General features: G+C 59.5%; 14 protein-coding genes. 5 read left to right on the top strand and 9 right to left on the bottom strand.

Annotated elements, in window-relative coordinates:
• The first annotated feature begins 31 nt into the window (after positions 1–31).
• Genes FZF01_RS12890 through FZF01_RS12875 form a run of 4 tightly spaced genes read left to right on the top strand, consistent with a single transcriptional unit; the run spans position 32 to position 5,777 of the window.
• Positions 32–2,761, top strand: coding sequence for an ATP-binding protein (locus FZF01_RS12890; RefSeq protein ID WP_188434380.1), 2,730 nt, complete (start codon positions 32–34; stop codon positions 2,759–2,761).
• Positions 2,754–3,152, top strand: coding sequence for a response regulator (locus FZF01_RS12885; protein WP_150278598.1), 399 nt, complete (start codon positions 2,754–2,756; stop codon positions 3,150–3,152). The genes FZF01_RS12890 and FZF01_RS12885 overlap by 8 nt, the downstream gene beginning before the upstream one ends.
• Positions 3,149–4,789: a diguanylate cyclase gene (locus FZF01_RS12880; protein ID WP_150278597.1), complete on the top strand. Its 1,641-nt coding sequence runs from the start codon at positions 3,149–3,151 to the stop codon at positions 4,787–4,789. The genes FZF01_RS12885 and FZF01_RS12880 overlap by 4 nt, the downstream gene beginning before the upstream one ends.
• A gap of 4 nt (positions 4,790–4,793) precedes the next feature.
• Complete coding sequence (locus FZF01_RS12875; RefSeq protein WP_150278596.1) at positions 4,794–5,777, top strand: tRNA dihydrouridine synthase; 984 nt, start codon at positions 4,794–4,796, stop codon at positions 5,775–5,777.
• Here the strand turns inward: FZF01_RS12875 and FZF01_RS12870 are convergent.
• The gene (locus FZF01_RS12870) at positions 5,746–5,991 is read right to left on the bottom strand and encodes a YdcH family protein (RefSeq protein WP_150278595.1); all 246 of its coding nucleotides are present in this window, start codon (positions 5,989–5,991) and stop codon (positions 5,746–5,748) included. The genes FZF01_RS12875 and FZF01_RS12870 overlap by 32 nt on opposite strands.
• Before the next feature lie 108 nt (positions 5,992–6,099).
• Positions 6,100–7,191 carry an FAD-dependent oxidoreductase gene (locus FZF01_RS12865; protein ID WP_150278594.1) on the bottom strand — a complete coding sequence of 364 codons (1,092 nt, stop codon included), beginning with the start codon at positions 7,189–7,191 and terminating at the stop codon, positions 6,100–6,102.
• 273 nt (positions 7,192–7,464) lie between these two features.
• Here FZF01_RS12865 and FZF01_RS12860 point away from each other — a divergent pair, with 273 nt between their 5' ends.
• The gene (locus tag FZF01_RS12860) at positions 7,465–8,649 is read left to right on the top strand and encodes an acetyl-CoA C-acyltransferase (protein WP_150278593.1); all 1,185 of its coding nucleotides are present in this window, start codon (positions 7,465–7,467) and stop codon (positions 8,647–8,649) included.
• Positions 8,650–9,451: 802 nt separating this feature from the next.
• Here FZF01_RS12860 and alkB read toward each other — a convergent pair.
• The 7 genes from alkB to FZF01_RS12830 all read right to left on the bottom strand — a co-directional run bounded on the left by alkB (position 9,452) and on the right by FZF01_RS12830 (position 16,094).
• Entirely contained in the window at positions 9,452–10,141 is a 690-nt protein-coding gene (alkB, locus tag FZF01_RS12855; protein ID WP_373286432.1) for a DNA oxidative demethylase AlkB, read from the bottom strand.
• A 325-nt stretch (positions 10,142–10,466) separates the two neighbouring features.
• Entirely contained in the window at positions 10,467–11,255 is a 789-nt protein-coding gene (locus tag FZF01_RS12850; RefSeq protein ID WP_150278592.1) for an SDR family NAD(P)-dependent oxidoreductase, read from the bottom strand.
• A 161-nt stretch (positions 11,256–11,416) separates the two neighbouring features.
• Positions 11,417–12,256 carry a 5'/3'-nucleotidase SurE gene (gene surE, locus FZF01_RS12845; protein WP_150278591.1) on the bottom strand — a complete coding sequence of 280 codons (840 nt, stop codon included), beginning with the start codon at positions 12,254–12,256 and terminating at the stop codon, positions 11,417–11,419.
• 198 nt (positions 12,257–12,454) lie between these two features.
• Complete coding sequence (locus FZF01_RS19690) at positions 12,455–12,583, bottom strand: hypothetical protein (RefSeq protein ID WP_263363776.1); 129 nt, start codon at positions 12,581–12,583, stop codon at positions 12,455–12,457.
• A gap of 92 nt (positions 12,584–12,675) precedes the next feature.
• Entirely contained in the window at positions 12,676–13,725 is a 1,050-nt protein-coding gene (locus FZF01_RS12840; protein ID WP_150278590.1) for a phosphotransferase, read from the bottom strand.
• A gap of 135 nt (positions 13,726–13,860) precedes the next feature.
• Complete coding sequence (locus FZF01_RS12835; protein ID WP_150278589.1) at positions 13,861–14,625, bottom strand: SDR family NAD(P)-dependent oxidoreductase; 765 nt, start codon at positions 14,623–14,625, stop codon at positions 13,861–13,863.
• A gap of 272 nt (positions 14,626–14,897) precedes the next feature.
• Positions 14,898–16,094, bottom strand: a complete 1,197-nt coding sequence (locus tag FZF01_RS12830; protein ID WP_150278588.1) for an acyl-CoA dehydrogenase family protein — start codon at positions 16,092–16,094, stop codon at positions 14,898–14,900.
• Positions 16,095–16,257 lie beyond the last annotated feature (163 nt).

Here is a 16,257-nt window from a genome sequence, read left to right as displayed (position 1 = left end):
TTTGTGTGCGCTTTCCCTGGCAGGAAACTGGTTGAGCCTGCCGTTATTCTTCGGCATCGACCTGATCTTCGGCTCTATTGCCGTGATGCTTGCCGCCGTCTATCTGGGTTTTTGGGCGGCGGGCTTTATCGCCCTTGTCGGTGCACTCTATACCTGGTTTCTCTGGGGCCAACCGCTGGCCATGCCCGCCTTCATTCTCGAGGGATTGGTAGTCGCCTGGCTGTACAACAAGCGTAGGTTGACCAATCTGGTGCTTGCCGACCTCGCGTTCTGGTTGGTAATCGGCTTGCCCGTTGTAGTTCTTGTGTACTCCGCCTACGGGGGAATGGCGGACTCGGCGGTGATGCTGATTGCCGTCAAACAGGCCCTGAATGGCATCTTCAACGCCCTGTTGGCAGGTTTGGTGGTTTTGCTGATCAGCTATCGGACCAGGCAGTCTGCCTCTCTGTCGCTGTCCTGGATCATTTTTCACTCCATGCTGTCCGCCATTCTCCTGGCCGGGATCACGCCAATCATCATCGATGCGCGCGCCCAGCGCGACGCACTGGAGGACGCCGTATTTGAGCGCCTGAGCAATATTGCCAGGGTTCTTGACGGCAGACTGCAGGCCGAACCGCCGGGGAGCGACAGGCTGGATTATCACCTGTCCCGTATGCAGGCCATGTTCCCCCAGGTAAATATTGCGGTGCAGAATGATCAGCAGGTGTATGTAACTCAGGGTCATCAAATCCGCTCCATCACACCGGGCTTTCCCACGGAAGTTTCAACATCCCGTAGCGACCTGCAAATCTGGCTCCCAGCAGGTGATTTCAATTCGGTCGCCCGCTGGCAAAGGGGGGTTTACTGGTTGCGAATAGCGCTGAGTCAGAGCCCTGAGCGCTATATTGTGGTGGAGCAGTCAGCCGAGTCCCTGATAGCCATCAGAGAAGCCCAGCGCTTGAACAAGTTCCTGTTGCTTGCCGGAATATTTCTGGGTTCGATTTTCCTGGCCTGGCTGATCAGCCGGTTTCTGAGTGCGCCGGTAGTCCGCTTGGCCATAGCCAGTGAGGATGTCGAACTGAGTGTGCGCACAGGGCGTTTCGCCAAGGTTCCTGGCAACGTGGCGAAGGAGTTTGATCAGCTCTCGTCATCGCTCAACCACATGGGCAGTGAAATAGCTTCCAGCGTCAAGATACTCGAGGATTCCCGCGGCAAGTTGGCCGAAAGCGTTGCGATACGAACACAGGAGCTGGCGGACACTAACGGACTGCTGACCTCAGTGCTGGATGCCGCGGAAGATTTCAGTATTGTCGCCACCGACAGTCAGGGTTTGATCACCTTGTTCAATACTGGCGCCCAGCGTTTGTTGGGTTATTCCGCGCAGCAGATGGTCGGTCGGGAAACACCGGCTTTGCTGCATGATCCTGACGAAGTGAAGAAAGTCGCTGATGAGCTGTCGTCGGCTCACGGCGTTGCCATCGAGGGTTTCAGAGTCTTCGTGCATGAGGCCGAACTGGGTAAGCGGGAACCCCGTGAATGGACCTACATCACGCGCAACGGTCAGCGCGTTCCGGTATTGCTGGTGGTAACCGTCATACGCAATGCCGTTGGCGGCATCGCAGGCTATCTGGGGATTGCAGAGGATATTTCCGAACGCAAGCGGCTGGAGCAGGTAAAAACCGAGTTTGTATCCACTGTCAGCCATGAGCTGCGCACGCCTCTGACCTCAATAACCGGCGCCCTGGGCATGCTCCGGTCCGGTGTTCTGGGCGAGTTGCCGGAGCCTGCAAAGGAAATGGTAAATCTGGCTCATAACAACAGTCAGCGGCTGACAAATCTGATTAACGATCTGCTGGATATCGAGAAAATTGCAGCGGGTAAACTGCATTTTGATTATCAGCAGGTAGCCCTGGAGGAGCAACTGATCCAGGCCGTTGCATCCGTCAGTCAGTATGCGCCCGAGCAGGAGGTCAAGTTCGATACGTCTGCGCCAGTGCCCCAGGCATTGATCCAGGTTGACCCCCAGCGTTTTCAGCAAGTGCTGAGCAACCTGCTCTCCAACGCAGTAAAGTTTTCACCCCGAGGCGGCAGCGTAAAGCTCAGTGCCAGCATGCAGGATGGTCGTGTTCGTATTTCGGTCATCGACCATGGAGAAGGTATTGCCGAGGCCTTCAAATCCAGAATATTTCAACGTTTCGCCCAGGCGGACTCTTCGGACCAGCGTAGAAAAGGAGGAACTGGCCTGGGACTTGCCATCAGCAGGGAGCTGGTCGAACACATGGGTGGCGAGTTGGGTTTTGAGTCCAGAGAGGGTGAGGGGTCCACGTTCTGGGTCGAGTTGCCGGCTGACCCCATGACGACAGTTCAACCTGAACAAGAAAAAGGCCCCCTGGTTACCAGCCGCCGGATTCGTGTTTTGCACGTGGAAGACGACTATGATCTGCATCAGGTGATTCGCCACTCAGCTGACGAGCGTTTCAGCTTTCAGTTGGCAACTAGCATGTCTCAGGCCAGACTCTTGATTGCCAATCAGGAATTTGACCTTCTCCTGCTCGACCTGGAGCTACCGGATGGCAACGGTGTGGCGCTGATTGATGAGGTGCGACAAAGCTGGCCAGGCTGTAGCATTATGCTATTAGCCGGTGAAGGAATTGATCCGGCACTCAGATTACGGGTCGAGGCGGCTGTATTGAAATCGGCATTGAGTATTCCGGATCTACTCAGGCGAATAGAGCAACTGACGGTCAAATTGCATTCAGATAGGGAGCAGCCATATGACTGAGCTGGTTCGAGTTTTATATGTGGAAGACGAGCCGGATATCCGGGCTGTTGCACGCCTTGCCCTGGAAGTTGTCGGCGGATTGACCGTAGAGCTATGTGAGCGGGGTGATCTTGCCCTGGCCCAGGCTGAGCGTTTTGATCCCCAGATGATTCTGCTGGATGTCATGATGCCGGGCATGGACGGGCCATCCACGTTGAAAGCACTGCGAGAACATCCACAGTTGCGACACGTCCCAGTCGCCTTTATGACGGCAAAGGTGCAGGCCCATGAAATAGAGCACTTCAAGAGCCTGGGTGCGGTAGGGGTCATTGCCAAACCCTTCGACCCAATGACGCTGGCACAGCAAGTAAGAAGCCTGTGGCAAAGCGCTGCTGCCCGAGGTGACTCTTGAGCTTTAATGAGCAGTTACTGGCCTTGCAGCGGCAGTACAGCGCCAAGTTGCCAGATATCCTCAGCGACATTCGAGGGCTTGCCGATGCTCTGGTAGCCGACAAACATGACACCCAGAAACTGGAATCCCTGGCTGAGCAGCTACACAAGCTCGCCGGTTCCGCCGGGACATTCGGGCTATCAGCCCTGAGCACCCAGGCCGCACTGCTAGACCGACGACTGGAGACCCTGCTGGCCGCAGACGCTGACCCTGACTGGTACCGCAACGAATCCCGCCTGCTGCAGACCGAACTCTATAACCTGCAGCACTTTGCCGCGCCCGACCAGTTGCCGGGCGCGCGGCCAGCACTGTCCGGGGAGCTGGCAAAAGGGGAGGGGCTGGCCGCTGAAGTCTGGCTGCTGGAAGATGACGAGTTTCTGGGGTCCAGTCTGCTCGCACACCTGGAAGCGTTCAACTTTACAGCGCGCCTGTTTACATCCTATGCCCAGCTGACAGAAGCCTATGCTCTGGAACAACCCGAAGTGCTTGTGATGGATGTGCTGCTTGGCGCAGAGGGTCGCTCGGTTGATCGCCTGCAATACAGCGGCTTGCTGAAAAAGGCGCAATCGCGCCTGATATTCATCAGCGCCAGAGACGATTTCAACGCCCGTTTGCAGGCTGCGTCACTGGGGGCAGAGGGCTTTTTTATCAAGCCGCTTGATGTGCCTAAACTGGTCACCCGGGTGGAACAGGTATTGACCCGTCTGCACGCGCCCGCCGAGCGGGTGCTCATTGTTGACGACGATGAGTTGCTCGCACGCTATTACCAGGAGCTTTTGCGTGGAGCAGGGATGGAGTCCGACATATTGCATGAGCCCGAACGTATCATTGAGGTGCTGGAGCAGAAATATCCGGATATCGTGCTGATGGATCTGCAGATGCCTGACATCAGTGGACAGAACCTCGCGGCGGTAGTCCGTCAGTATGAACAGTGGATGGGACTGCCTATTGTCTATCTGTCGGCTGAAAACGACCCCCGCCAGCAGCTCAAGGCGCTCAACCAGGGCGGCGACGACTTTCTGACCAAGCCTGTGGATGATGCTCATCTGATTACGGCGGTAAAGTCCCGGGTGGTGCGATCCCGTCAGTTGCTCGAGCTGATGACCAAGGACAGCCTGACCGGATTGCTCAAGCACGCGACCATCAAGGATTCAATCAATCGTGAATGGGCCGTTGCCAAACGCAAGGGCGACACATTCTGCGTCGCCATGCTGGATATTGACCACTTCAAAGAGGTCAATGACCGTTTTGGGCATGCCACAGGTGATGAGGTGATCGCATCCGTTGCCACCCTGTTGCGCCAGCGTTTGCGGGCTACCGACATTCTCGGCCGTTACGGCGGTGAAGAATTTGCCGTGCTCATGGCCAATTGTGATGCGATGGCGGCAAAGGTGGTGCTCGAGGACTTTCGCCAGCGTTTTCAGGACCTGCAGTTTACCTCCGAAGACACCAGCTTTAGTGTCACCATCTCGATAGGCCTGGCCGAATACCGACCAGGTATGGATGTAGATGCCGAAACCTTGCTGGTCAATGCCGACAAGGCGCTTTATGAGGCCAAGAAGGCGGGGCGCAACAGGCTGATGGTGTATGGCGCCTGACTGGATGACACCGCAACACACTCCCAGCGCAGCCACTGTGATCCTGGCCCCCATGGAAGGGCTGGTTGACCCGCCCATGCGCGATATTCTGACTCGCATTGGCGGCATAGACCGCTGCGTCAGTGAATTTATCCGCGTGACCGACACTGCTCTCAATCTGGCGACAGTGGAACGTTTTATTCCGGAAATGCACCGTGGCTGGAAAACCGCAGCTGGAGTGCCGGTCCATCCACAGTTGCTCGGCTCCGACCCCCACTGGCTAGGCGTCAATGCCGCGCAACTGGCCCAATGGGGCGCGCCCGCGGTGGATCTGAACTTCGGCTGCCCGGCCAAGACAGTCAATCGCCATGGCGGCGGAGCCAGCCTGCTGCGCGAGCCCGAGGTGCTGGCCAGAATTGTTGCCACCGTGCGCGCCGCGACACCTTCACACATCCCCGTGACCGCCAAGATGCGGCTGGGCTACGAAGACACCAGCCTGACCCTGGACTGCGCCCAGGCCCTGGCCGAATCCGGCGCGGCAGAGATTGCCGTGCACGCACGCACCAAGATGGAGGGCTACAAACCGCCTGCCCACTGGGAGTGGATTGCCCGCATCCGCGAGGCGGTTGCCGTGCCGGTGATAGCCAATGGCGAGGTCTGGACGCTGGAAGATTACCAGCGCATCCGTGAGCTCAGCGGCTGCACGGCGGTCATGATCGGTCGTGGCTTGATAGTCAGACCCGATCTGGCGCGGCAGATCCGCCGCTTTCAGGCCGGCGCGGCCCTCGAACCCCTCAGCTGGGAAGCGCTGCAACCGTGGCTCGCGGAATTTTTTGTGCAAACCCGCGAGCGTATGGTGGATCGGCACTCACCGGGCCGAATCAAGCAGTGGCTGTCACTGCTGACCCGCGGCTATCCCCAGGCACAGGCGCTTTTTGATGAGCTGCGCCGGGAGACACACCCGGATCCGATCACCCTCAGGCTCGAGAGTTCTGCACTCGCTGCGTGATCTGGTCCTTGATCTTCAGGCGTTCTTCCTTGAGGGCCAGCAGCTCTTCGTCACTGATGATTGCGGCGTTGGTCTGCTCCGCATCGACGGTACGCTTGTCAACGTTGTCGTAGTCGGCGACCAGCTTGTCCAGCGTGGAATCGTTCTTGCGGTGCTGACTGAGTTCGTCCTGAGTTATGCCCAGGTCCTGGCATAGATCGTGTGCTGCAACCATGGTCTGTCTCCATCTTCCTGTATGAATGAATACGGATAGGTGAACCGTAGTCGTTCGAGTCCCCGCAACAGGAAAGATTCAACAGGAAGAAGGATTCCTCGCCAGTCGCTACAAACGATGACGCCGCATAAAGCCCAGGTCCAGATGATCCTTCCAGGCCCCGAGCAAACGACCGCTGCCGCTCCAGCGTCCATAGCTCAGCAGGGCGCCACCATCGGCCGTGGCCATGAGTACCAGAGCGCGGGGCTGTGGCTGGTAATCTTCCAGCGGGCGGTCTTGCACCAGCGCCGGAATGTTATCCACCAAGGTCGCCCCCTGGCGCACCGCATATACACCTGAATGGGGCGCGCCAGGCAGGCTGGCGCAATCGCCGCTGGCCAGCACGTTCGCATGGCTGCGGCTTTGCAGCGTGGCACTTACCTGCACGAAGCCTCGGTCGTCGCATGCCAGGCCCGAAGGGGCTTGCCATGGCTGGGGGCCGGCCCCTGTGGCCACCACCAGGGCGTCTGCTGTCTTTACCTGCCGTTTGCCGCTCATCAGAAAGCCATCGCAGATGCGATCAATGCGCGTGTCCTGCAGCAACATGATTCCCCGTTTGTTCAGCAATTGCCGTGCGCGTTTCCCGACGCCGGCGGCTTGGCCTTCCAGCAGCCGGCCGCCGCAGATCAAGGTCAACTCGGCCATGGGCAGGCTGCGGCGCAGTGCGACTGCCAGCTCGAAGGCCGCAGGGCCGCCGCCCAGCACTGCCAGGCGCAGCGTGTCAGAGCGCTCGCGCCAGGCCTGCCAGTGTCGGTTAAACGCCGCGAAGGGTTTGGCCGGCACCATGAGTACGGATCCGTCCGTGTGTTCGGGTTGGGGCGGGACCGAGCCCACGTTCAGGGACAGATGCGTGTAGCCGAGCTCCCGCCCGTCATCCAGGCGCAATACCCGGCTGTCTGCATCCAGCTCGGCTATCGTGCCGATCACCAGTGCTATACCGCAGGCCTGGCACAGGGGCGCCAGCTCGATTGCGCACTGCTCCGGAGCGAAACGGGCTGCCACTAGCCCCGGCATCATTCCCGAGTACCAGGCCTGGGGCGTCGGGCTGAGCAGAAGGGTGCCGGCTGGCGGGCGGTACCCGTCACTTATCCAGCGGCGAATAGCGACCAGGTGGGCATGGCCGGCACCGGCAAGAACGAGGGATTGGTTCGATTGAGTCATGGTTGCGTCATGGCCGCGCCAAGGATGTGTGATGAATGTCAGAAGATGCTTTTACAGGCTTGCCAGCCCCATTGATAGCCAATGCTGATAGAAGCGCATCCCCGTCAATGATAGCCATAATCGGAATCGACTTTCGCTGTGCGAACCTGATAATCTCTTTTAATTGCCGTTTTCCAGCAAGCACGGTGTGAATGTGCCTAATAACCAGAGCCTCGACCATCTATGTTATGTGTTGTTAGGCTTTTCAGATGGTTTTGAAACAGGAGCTACAACATGACTGACGCAGTTATCGTATCCACAGCCCGTACCGCGCTGGGCAAGTCCTATCGCGGCGCGCTGAACAACACCCACAGTGTCGACATGGCCGGTTACGTCATCGAACACGCCGTCAAGCGCGCTGGCATTGACCCTTCGCTGGTTGAAGACTGCATTCTCGGCGCCACCTTCCACGAAGGCGCCCAGGGCAAGAACATGGCCCGCCTGGCCGCCATCCGCGCCGGTCTGCCCGTGACCACCGCAGGCATGTCGATCAACCGTTTCTGCAGCTCGGGTCTGCAGTCCATCGCCATCGCCGCCCAGCGCGTCGTCAGCGAGAAGATCCCGGCCATCGTCGCCGGCGGTGTCGAGTCCATCAGCCTGTGCCAGAACGACAAGCTGAACATGTTCCACGGCACTAACGAGTGGATCAAGAACAACAAGCCCGACCTGTACATGTCCATGATCGAGACCGCCGACATCGTAGCCGCCCGCTACAACGTCACCCGCGAGTCCCAGGACGAGTACTCTCTGATCAGCCAGCAGCGCACCGCAGCCGGTCAGGAAAGCGGCAAGTTCGACGACGAAATCGTGCCTTACACCGTCAAGATGCTGGTCAAGGACAAGGAAACCGGTGAAGTCAGCGAGCAGGAAGTCAACCTGGTCAAGGACGAGTGCAACCGCCCAAGCACCACGCTGGAAGCCCTTCAGGGCCTACAGCCGGTCCGCGGCCCAGAGCACTTCGTCACCGCCGGCAACGCCAGCCAGCTCTCCGACGGCGCCTCTGTCTGTGTTGTGATGAACAGCACCGCAGCCGAGCAGCAGAACGTCGAGCCCATCGGCATCTTCCGCGGCTTCAGCGTCGCCGGTTGCGAGCCCGACGAAATGGGCATCGGCCCGGTCTATGCCATTCCGCAGTTGCTCAAGCGCAACGGCCTGACCATGGACGACATCGACCTGTGGGAACTGAACGAAGCTTTCGCATCGCAGGTGGTTTACTGCCGCGACAAGCTGGGCATCCCCATGGAGAAGCTGAACGTCAACGGCGGCTCCATCGCCATCGGCCACCCCTACGGCGTGACCGGCTCACGCCTGACCGGCCACGCCCTGATCGAAGGCAAGCGCCGCGGCGCCAAGTTTGTTGTCGTCACCATGTGTATTGGTGGTGGGCAGGGTGCTGCTGGTTTGTTTGAGGTGCTGTAAGGTCTAGCTTCAAGCGGCAAGCGGCAAGCGGCAAGCGGTAAGCGGTAAGCGGCAAGCGGCAAGCTGCCAGTCGTGAGCTAGAAGCTGAAAGCTGAAAGAAAACCCGGGTCTGTTTCAGCAGGCCCGGGTTTTTTGTGTCTTGTGCCGTCATTCCCGCCCCACACCCCGTCATTCCGGCGCACGCGGGAAGCCATTTTGACCTTGGGGCCTCGGACACTCGGACCCGCAAACAAAAGGCACAAACCCGCTCTTTTAAACCCAAAAATGGATCCCCGCGTTCGCGAGGATGACGACCAATATCCCGTCATTCCGGCGCACGCGGGAAATCATTTTGACCCTGGGGCCTCGGACACTCGGATCCGCAAACAAAAGGCAAAAACCCGCTTTTTCAAAACAGACAATGGATCCCCGCGTCCGCGAGGATGACGACCAATACCCCGTCATTCCGGCGCACGCGGGAAGCCATTTTGACCTTGGGGCCTCGGACACTCGGACCCGCAAACAAAAGGCACAAACCCGCTCTTTTAAACCCAAAAATGGATCCCCGCGTTCGCGAGGATGACGACCAATATCCCGTCATTCCGGCGCACGCGGGAAATCATTTTGACCCTGGGGCCTCGGACACTCGGATCCGCAAACAAAAGGCAAAAACCCGCTTTTTCAAAACAGACAATGGATCCCCGCGTCCGCGAGGATGACGGGGGCGGGGGATCGCGGCGCTGGGTCCAGACTCCATGCTCTAACGAAACCTCGTCATTCTCGCGCACGCGGGAAACCATTTTGACCTTCTCGCCAACCACGTCTAAAGCCGCACCTTCCGAAACGTCAGGTTGTACCGCACAGCCCCGGTCATCGGATGCTCAGCCCGCTTGCCTAGCGGCGCCACCCCATGAAAGAACAAACGACTAGCCCCACCCCAGACCACCACGTCGCCATGCTCAAGTTTCCAGCCAGCAGCCTTGTCCGTCCGCGCCAAGCCACCAAACAAGAACCGGATAGGCGCACCGAGTGACACCGACACAATGGGTGCATCCATGTCGTCCTCATCCTTGTCCTGGTGCAGGCCCATCTTCGCGCCGGTTTCATAGCGGTTGATCAGGCAGGCATCCGGCTCGAACCCCTCATAACCCCCAGCCGCGGCTGCACTTACCGCCAGCTGCTGCAGAAGCTCGGGCATCGCGGGCCAGGGTTGGTCCGTCAGTGGATCCCGTGCGCTATATCGATAGCCATGCCGGTCCGTGACCCAGCCCCAAGTGCCACAGCTGCTCATGGCCGCTGACATGGTGTGGCCGCCGGGCGTGACCTGATGGCGGAAGGGCGCCTGGGCAGCGACTCGCTGGATTGTATCGAGCAGTTGGTCTGCCCGGTCCAGCACAAACCCGCGCAACAGCCAGGCGCCGTCGGCGATGGGTTCGCGGGTGGCAGGGGCGGAGGCGAAGAGGTCAGGAGTCGAATGCATCAGGTAGTGGCGAGTGGCTGAATAGAACGCCATGGTAACGCGATGAACTGGCGTTATCGAAATCAAAGGCGATCAAATCGTGTCGCCGGCACCCATTGAGTCCAGACAGCGAATCCTCAGTAGCCGGAACCCGAAAATGGATCCCCGCGTTCGCGAGGATGACGACCAATACCCCGTCATTCCCGCCCCACACCTCGTCATTCCCGCGAAAGCGGGAAACCAAGCGGTCTCTCAGCGGGTACCGAGCTCAGAAACGTAACGCCTTGCCCAGCCTGAATCCGACAATGGATCCCCGCGTTCGCGAGGATGACGAGGGGGAAAGCGCACGCGGGAATCCATTTTGACCTTGGCTACGGCCTCAGACTTTCATCCCCGGCAAGTTCAGCGACGCGGTATTACCTCCATCAACCGCCAGCGCCTGGCCAGTTACATAGCTGGCATCGTCGCTGCCCAGGAAGGCGATCGCCGCTGCAATCTCGTCCGGGCGGCCGTAGCGGCGGAGTTCGCAGCGGGCGCCGAGTTTCTGCTCCTTGTTGTTGGAGCGGGCATAGTCGAATACCGGTTTGGTCATGCCGGTTTCAATCAGGCCTGGGCACACAGCGTTGACCCGGATGTTGGAGCCGCCCAGGTCGCAGGCGGAAGTCATGGTGAAGTTGATGACGCCGGCCTTTGAGGCGCTGTAGGCGTTGCCGCCCGCACCGGAACGAATCCCGGCTACCGAGGCCGTATTAACGATTGCGCCCTGGCCCTGTTCAATCATCTGGCGCGAGGCGTATTTGGTGAACAACATCACGCCGTACAGGTTGACGCTGATGATCTTCTGCCAGGTCTCCAGGCTCTGTTCAGGCGCTGTGCTGTAGTCGCCCCCGGCGATGCCCGCGTTGTTGCATAGCACATCCAGCCGACCATAGTGGGCGATGGTATCGGCGACGCATTTTTCCACCGCGGCTTCATCGGACACATCCATTGCCTGCATCAGCACCTCGGTGCCGGCGGGCAGCTCTTCGCGGGTCTGATTCAGGCCTTCTTCATTGCGATCCACCAGCATCAGGCGCGCGCCTTCACTGGCCAGACGTTTGGCGGTAGCGCGGCCAATGCCGCTGCCGGCACCGGTGATCAGAACGATTTTGTTTTCATAGCGTTGCATGGGGATTCCTCCAGCTGCAAGCCGCAAGCTTCAAGCGGCAAGTTGAAATCATAAACCAGAGCAGATCATCAGGATCCGCGCTGGGCGTGTTGAAAACCGGGAGAGGAGCAAACTCCGTCGCTTGAAGCTTGAAGCTTGAAGCTTGAAGCTTGCCGCTGGCTTTAATGATCTATGCTCGGATCAACACCCGCGCCCGCCAATTCATCATCACTCTGATAGCTGATCCCGAGCTTCTCCGACATCGCCCGGTTGTCGATCTGCCAGGTAGCGATGTCACGCTCGAAGCGCAGGGGCGAGATGCTGATGCGGCCGGCGCGCAGGGCGCCTACGTCGGTATCCATGCCGATGATGCGTTCTGTCTGGCGCTGAAATCCGAGCCAGTAATAGGGTATGTCGCGGGTGTCGCGGCGGCTTTCGATATTGATCCCGCCGATGCTTCCGGCACGGGCGCGGCAGGTGGCCACACCGGTTACCTCGCCCGGAGGCGCGGCTGGAAAGTTGACGTTCATCGCGCAATCGGTCGGCCAGCCCTTTTCCAGCAGCTGACGCACAATGCCCGCGCCGAACTGGCTGGCCGTCTCCCAGTGAATCTCGTTGCCCTTGTGGTAGGCCTGGGACAGGGCTATCGCGGGGATGCCCATCAGGGTGGCAGTCAATGCGCCGCCAATGGTGCCGGAGTAGGCCACCGAGTCGCTGATATTGGCGCCAGCATTGACACCCGAGAGCACCAGGTCTGGCGGCACGGGCATGAGCTCGCCGACAGCCAGCAAGACGCAGTCACTGGGCGTGCCGCTGATGCTGAAACGGCGCTCCTCGAACTGGTGGACGCGCAGGGGCGAATGCAGCGTGATCGACATGGACACACCGCTCTGGTCCAGGTCAGGGGAAATGATCCAGACCTCTTCGGCGATCTGCTCGGCTATATCCTCGAGTATTTTCAGCCCCGGACCGCGCCACCCGTCGTCGTTGGTCAGCAGGACCCGTTTGATCGGTTTGGACATCTAGCTCTCTCCTGAAATATGGTGTGTTGTTCCTGACCCAACAATGGATCCCCGCCTTCGCGAGGATGACGGTGTCAGGACGCGCGATGTGTTGAATCCAAAATGGATCCCCGCCTTCGCGAGGATGACGGTGGGGGGGGGGCGCCATTCCCGCGTTCCACGTCATTCCCGGGTTCCCCGCCATTCCCTCGTTCCCCGTCATTCCCGCGAAGGCGGGAATCCATTCTGACTTTCCAGCAACACCGAGTCAGGCATGCGAAACATCAGCGTTTCTGAACCCGACAATGGATCCCCGCCTTCGCGAGGATGACGGTGGGGGGGCGTCATTCCCGCGTTCTCCGTCATTCCCGCGCACGCGGGAATCCATTTTGACCTTGGGTCCCGCTTCCAGTCCCCAAGGACGTCGGAGACGAAACTGCTTATTTCCCCTGAGCAATCTCCCAACCACGCTCGGCTAACAATCCGGCCCGCTTGCCGACTTCCAGCGCATCGGCATTACTGGCATTACCCTGCAACGCGCGGTGGTAAACGCCCTGCACAATCGCCGCCAACCGGAATAGTGAGAACGCGACGAAGAAGTTCCAGTTCGGAATCTCGCTGCGGCCGGTGTATTGGCAGTACCAGTCCAGAACCTGTTTCTCCTCGGGTAGACCCATGCTCTTGAGGTCCACGCCGAGCATGCCCTTCACGCCATTCATGCCGGCTGGCAAGTGGTAGGGCAGGCAGCAGTAGGCCAGGTCGGACAGCGGGTGGCCCAGGGTGGCCAGTTCCCAGTCGAGAATCGACACGACCTTCGGCTCTGTGGGGTGCAGGATCAGGTTGCCGACCCGGAAATCCCCATGGGCGATGGTGGTTTCGTCTTCGGTGGGCATGTTTTCCGGTAACCAGGCCATGAGGTGATCCATGGCCGGCATATCGCCGGTGCGGCTGGCTTCAAACTGGCCGCTCCAGCGTTTGATCTGGCGGGGAATGTAGCCTTCGGCCTTGCCATAGCTTTCCAGGCCCACTGCTTTCCAGTCGACATTGTGCAGCTTGGCCATGGTCTCGATCATCGAGTGGTAGATCGGCTCGCGCTGGCTTTGCTCGACTGCTTCCAGCAGGGGCTGGGTGTGTACCCGGCCTTCCACGTAATCCATGATGTAGAACGCGGTACCAATCACCTCGGGGTCTTCACACAACAGCCGCGCCTTGGGCACCGGCACATCGGTCGCACCCAGGGCGTTGATTACCTGATACTCGCGCTCGACCATGTGCGCCGACGGCAGCAGCTTGCCCGGCGGCTTTTTGCGCAGTACATAGCGCTTGCCGCCGATCTCCAGCAGGTAGGTCGGATTGGACTGGCCGCCCTGGAACTGTTTGATGCTCATGCCGGCTTCGGCGCCCGGCAAACGTCCGGTGAGGTACTGGGTGAGGCGATCTTGGTCGAATTGGTGTGCGGGTAAAACGTCAATCAGGATGGCTTCGCTCATCTGCAGGGAACCTGTTATTGGAATCGTGGATCAAGAGTAGCGGTATTCTGGCCGAAATGGAGGGTGGCTGTCTTGCGCTGCGGTCCGGGTATTGCTGCGCTGAATACGCAGCAATCCGAGTGTCCGCGACGGCTATCAGGTGATGGTATCGCCACCGTCGGCCACGATGGTCTGGCCGGTAACATAAGCGCCGGCAGCCGACGCCAGAAACAGCGCCACGCCCGCGATATCCACCGGTTCGCCAACACGGCGCAGGGGCAGCTTCTCTTCCACCCGCTTGAGACGGTCCGGATCGTCCAGCAGCGCCTGGGCGAAGTCGGTACGAATCAGGCCAGGAGCGATGGAATTGACGCGAATGTTATGCGGGCCCCATTCCAGCGACAGGTTGCGAGCCAGGCCGGCCTCGGCTGCCTTGGACATGCCATAGACGCCAATATTGGCGCTGGCGCGAAGGCCTGCGATGCTCGACAGCAGCACGATAGCGCCGCCGCCCAGATTGACCATCTGCGGGATCACCATGTTGCAAAGCCAGAAGGTGCCTTTGACGTTGGTGCCCATGATCTTGTCAAAGGCCTCATCGCTGACCGAGGCCGTCGCGCCATAAACCGGGTTGGTGGCTGCGTTGCAGACCAGAATGTCGATCTTGCCCCATGTCTCGATGGTCTTGTCGACCAAGTTCTGCAGTTGCGCCTTGTCGCCTACGTGGCAGGCGATGGGCAGAGCATCAAAGCCCTTGGCCTTGAGTTCGTTGGCAACTTGCTCGCAAGCCTCCGCCTTGCGGCTGGAGATAACTACCTTGGCCCCAGCCTTGGCGTATTCCTCGGCAATGGCCTTACCGATGCCCTTGGTGGAGCCGGTGATTACGGCAACTTTGCCGGTGAGATCGAATAATGTGCTCATATTGTTCTCTGTTTGTGCTGTTGCTAATTTGCGCTGATACCTGCGTGTTTTGGCCGAAAGTCAGAGTGGATCTCCGCGTTCGCCGTCCACCCCGTCATTCCCGCGAAGGCGGGAATCCATTTTGACCTTCAGGCCACACCGCGCCAATCACGCGAAACTTCAGCCCAACCGAACCCGACAATGGATCCCCGCGTTCGCGAGGATGACGTTTGAGGGGGGCGTCACTCCCGCGCACGCGGGAAACCATTTTGATTTCCAGTGGTAGCGCTGATTTACAAATAACGACTCATTTCCAGCTTCGCAATCGTCCCCAGATGCACTTCATCCGGGCCGTCGGCCAGGCGCAGGGTGCGGGCTTTGGCGTAGGCTGATGCGAGGAAGGTGTCCTGGCATACGCCGGCGGCGCCGTGAACCTGGATGGCGCGGTCGAGCACGTTGCACAGCATGGTCGGGGCCACGGCCTTGATCATCGCGATCTGCTGGCGCGCTACCTTGTTGCCGAACTGGTCCATGCTGCGTGCAGCCATGATGGTCAACAGGCGAGCTTGGTCGATTTCGCAGCGGGACTTGGCGATGTTTTCCGGCGTGCTGCCCAGCTTGTACAGCGGCTTGCCAAAAGCGGTACGCTCGGCAGCGCGGCGGCACATGGCTTCCAGCGCACGCTCGGCCACGCCAATGCTGCGCATGCAATGGTGGATTCGGCCTGGCCCGAGGCGACCCTGGGCTATCTCGAAGCCGCGGCCTTCGCCGAGCAGCATGTTGGCGACCGGTACGCGCACATTCTCGTATTTGATCTCGGCATGGCCATGGGGAGCGTGGTCGTAACCGAATACATGCAGGTCACGCACGATGGTCACTCCGGGGGTGTCCAGGGGGACCAGAATCATGCTCTGCTGAAGGTGCTTGGGCGCGCTGGCGTCGGTCTTGCCCATCACTATGGCAATCTTGCAGTTGTCGGCCATGGCTCCGGAGGACCACCACTTGGTGCCGTTGATCACGTACTCGTCACCGTCGCGGCGGATCTCGCACTGGATGTTGGTCGCATCGGAGGACGCAACATCCGGCTCGGTCATGGAGAAACAGGAGCGGATCTCGCCAGCCAGCAACGGCTTGAGCCACTGCTCTTTTTGCTCTTCATTGCCGTAACGCTCGATGGTCTCCATGTTGCCGGTGTCTGGCGCGCTGCAGTTGAACACCTCGGGGGCGATAGAGGAGCGCCCCATGATCTCGCACAGATGGCCGTATTCTTCGTTGTTTAGCCCTGCGCCACGCTCGCTGTGCGGCAGAAACAGATTCCACAGCCCCATGCTTTTTGCCTTGGCCTTGAGCTCCTCCAGAACCGGCGGCGCGCCCCACTTGTTCTGTTTTACCTGCTCGTAGAACAGCTTTTCGTTGGGGTAGATGTGCTCGTCCATAAAGCTTTCGATCTGTACTTTGAGGTCCTGAACGCGGGGGCTGAGTTCAAACATGCTAATCCTTGTCTGGTCGGATGCTGAGGCAGTGGGCCACCACGCTCTTCGGCGTAACGGCAAAGCCTGACCATATAGTCACGGATTCGAGAGCGGAACTATGTCCCGCAGCTGGAATGAAGATGCATAAACAGATGTGATGGGGCGGCGGGAGTATTATCAG

Source organism: Halopseudomonas salina (assembly GCF_008641105.1).
Note: the sequence above shows the minus strand (reverse complement) of the source record. Positions and strands in the feature narration are given on the sequence as shown.

Excerpts from the sequence above, each read along its gene's own strand:
- FZF01_RS12885 (WP_150278598.1), top strand. The coding sequence starts at position 2,754 with ATGACTGAGCTGGTTCGAGTTTTATATGTGGAAGACGAGCCGGATATC.
- FZF01_RS12875 (WP_150278596.1), top strand. The coding sequence starts at position 4,794 with ATGACACCGCAACACACTCCCAGCGCAGCCACTGTGATCCTGGCCCCC.
- FZF01_RS12870 (WP_150278595.1), bottom strand. The coding sequence starts at position 5,991 with ATGGTTGCAGCACACGATCTATGCCAGGACCTGGGCATAACTCAGGAC.
- FZF01_RS12865 (WP_150278594.1), bottom strand. The coding sequence starts at position 7,191 with ATGACTCAATCGAACCAATCCCTCGTTCTTGCCGGTGCCGGCCATGCC.
- FZF01_RS12860 (WP_150278593.1), top strand. The coding sequence starts at position 7,465 with ATGACTGACGCAGTTATCGTATCCACAGCCCGTACCGCGCTGGGCAAG.
- alkB (WP_373286432.1), bottom strand. The coding sequence starts at position 10,141 with ATGGCGTTCTATTCAGCCACTCGCCACTACCTGATGCATTCGACTCCT.
- FZF01_RS12850 (WP_150278592.1), bottom strand. The coding sequence starts at position 11,255 with ATGCAACGCTATGAAAACAAAATCGTTCTGATCACCGGTGCCGGCAGC.
- surE (WP_150278591.1), bottom strand. The coding sequence starts at position 12,256 with ATGTCCAAACCGATCAAACGGGTCCTGCTGACCAACGACGACGGGTGG.
- FZF01_RS19690 (WP_263363776.1), bottom strand. The coding sequence starts at position 12,583 with ATGACGCCCCCCCACCGTCATCCTCGCGAAGGCGGGGATCCATTGTCG.
- FZF01_RS12840 (WP_150278590.1), bottom strand. The coding sequence starts at position 13,725 with ATGAGCGAAGCCATCCTGATTGACGTTTTACCCGCACACCAATTCGAC.
- FZF01_RS12835 (WP_150278589.1), bottom strand. The coding sequence starts at position 14,625 with ATGAGCACATTATTCGATCTCACCGGCAAAGTTGCCGTAATCACCGGC.
- FZF01_RS12830 (WP_150278588.1), bottom strand. The coding sequence starts at position 16,094 with ATGTTTGAACTCAGCCCCCGCGTTCAGGACCTCAAAGTACAGATCGAA.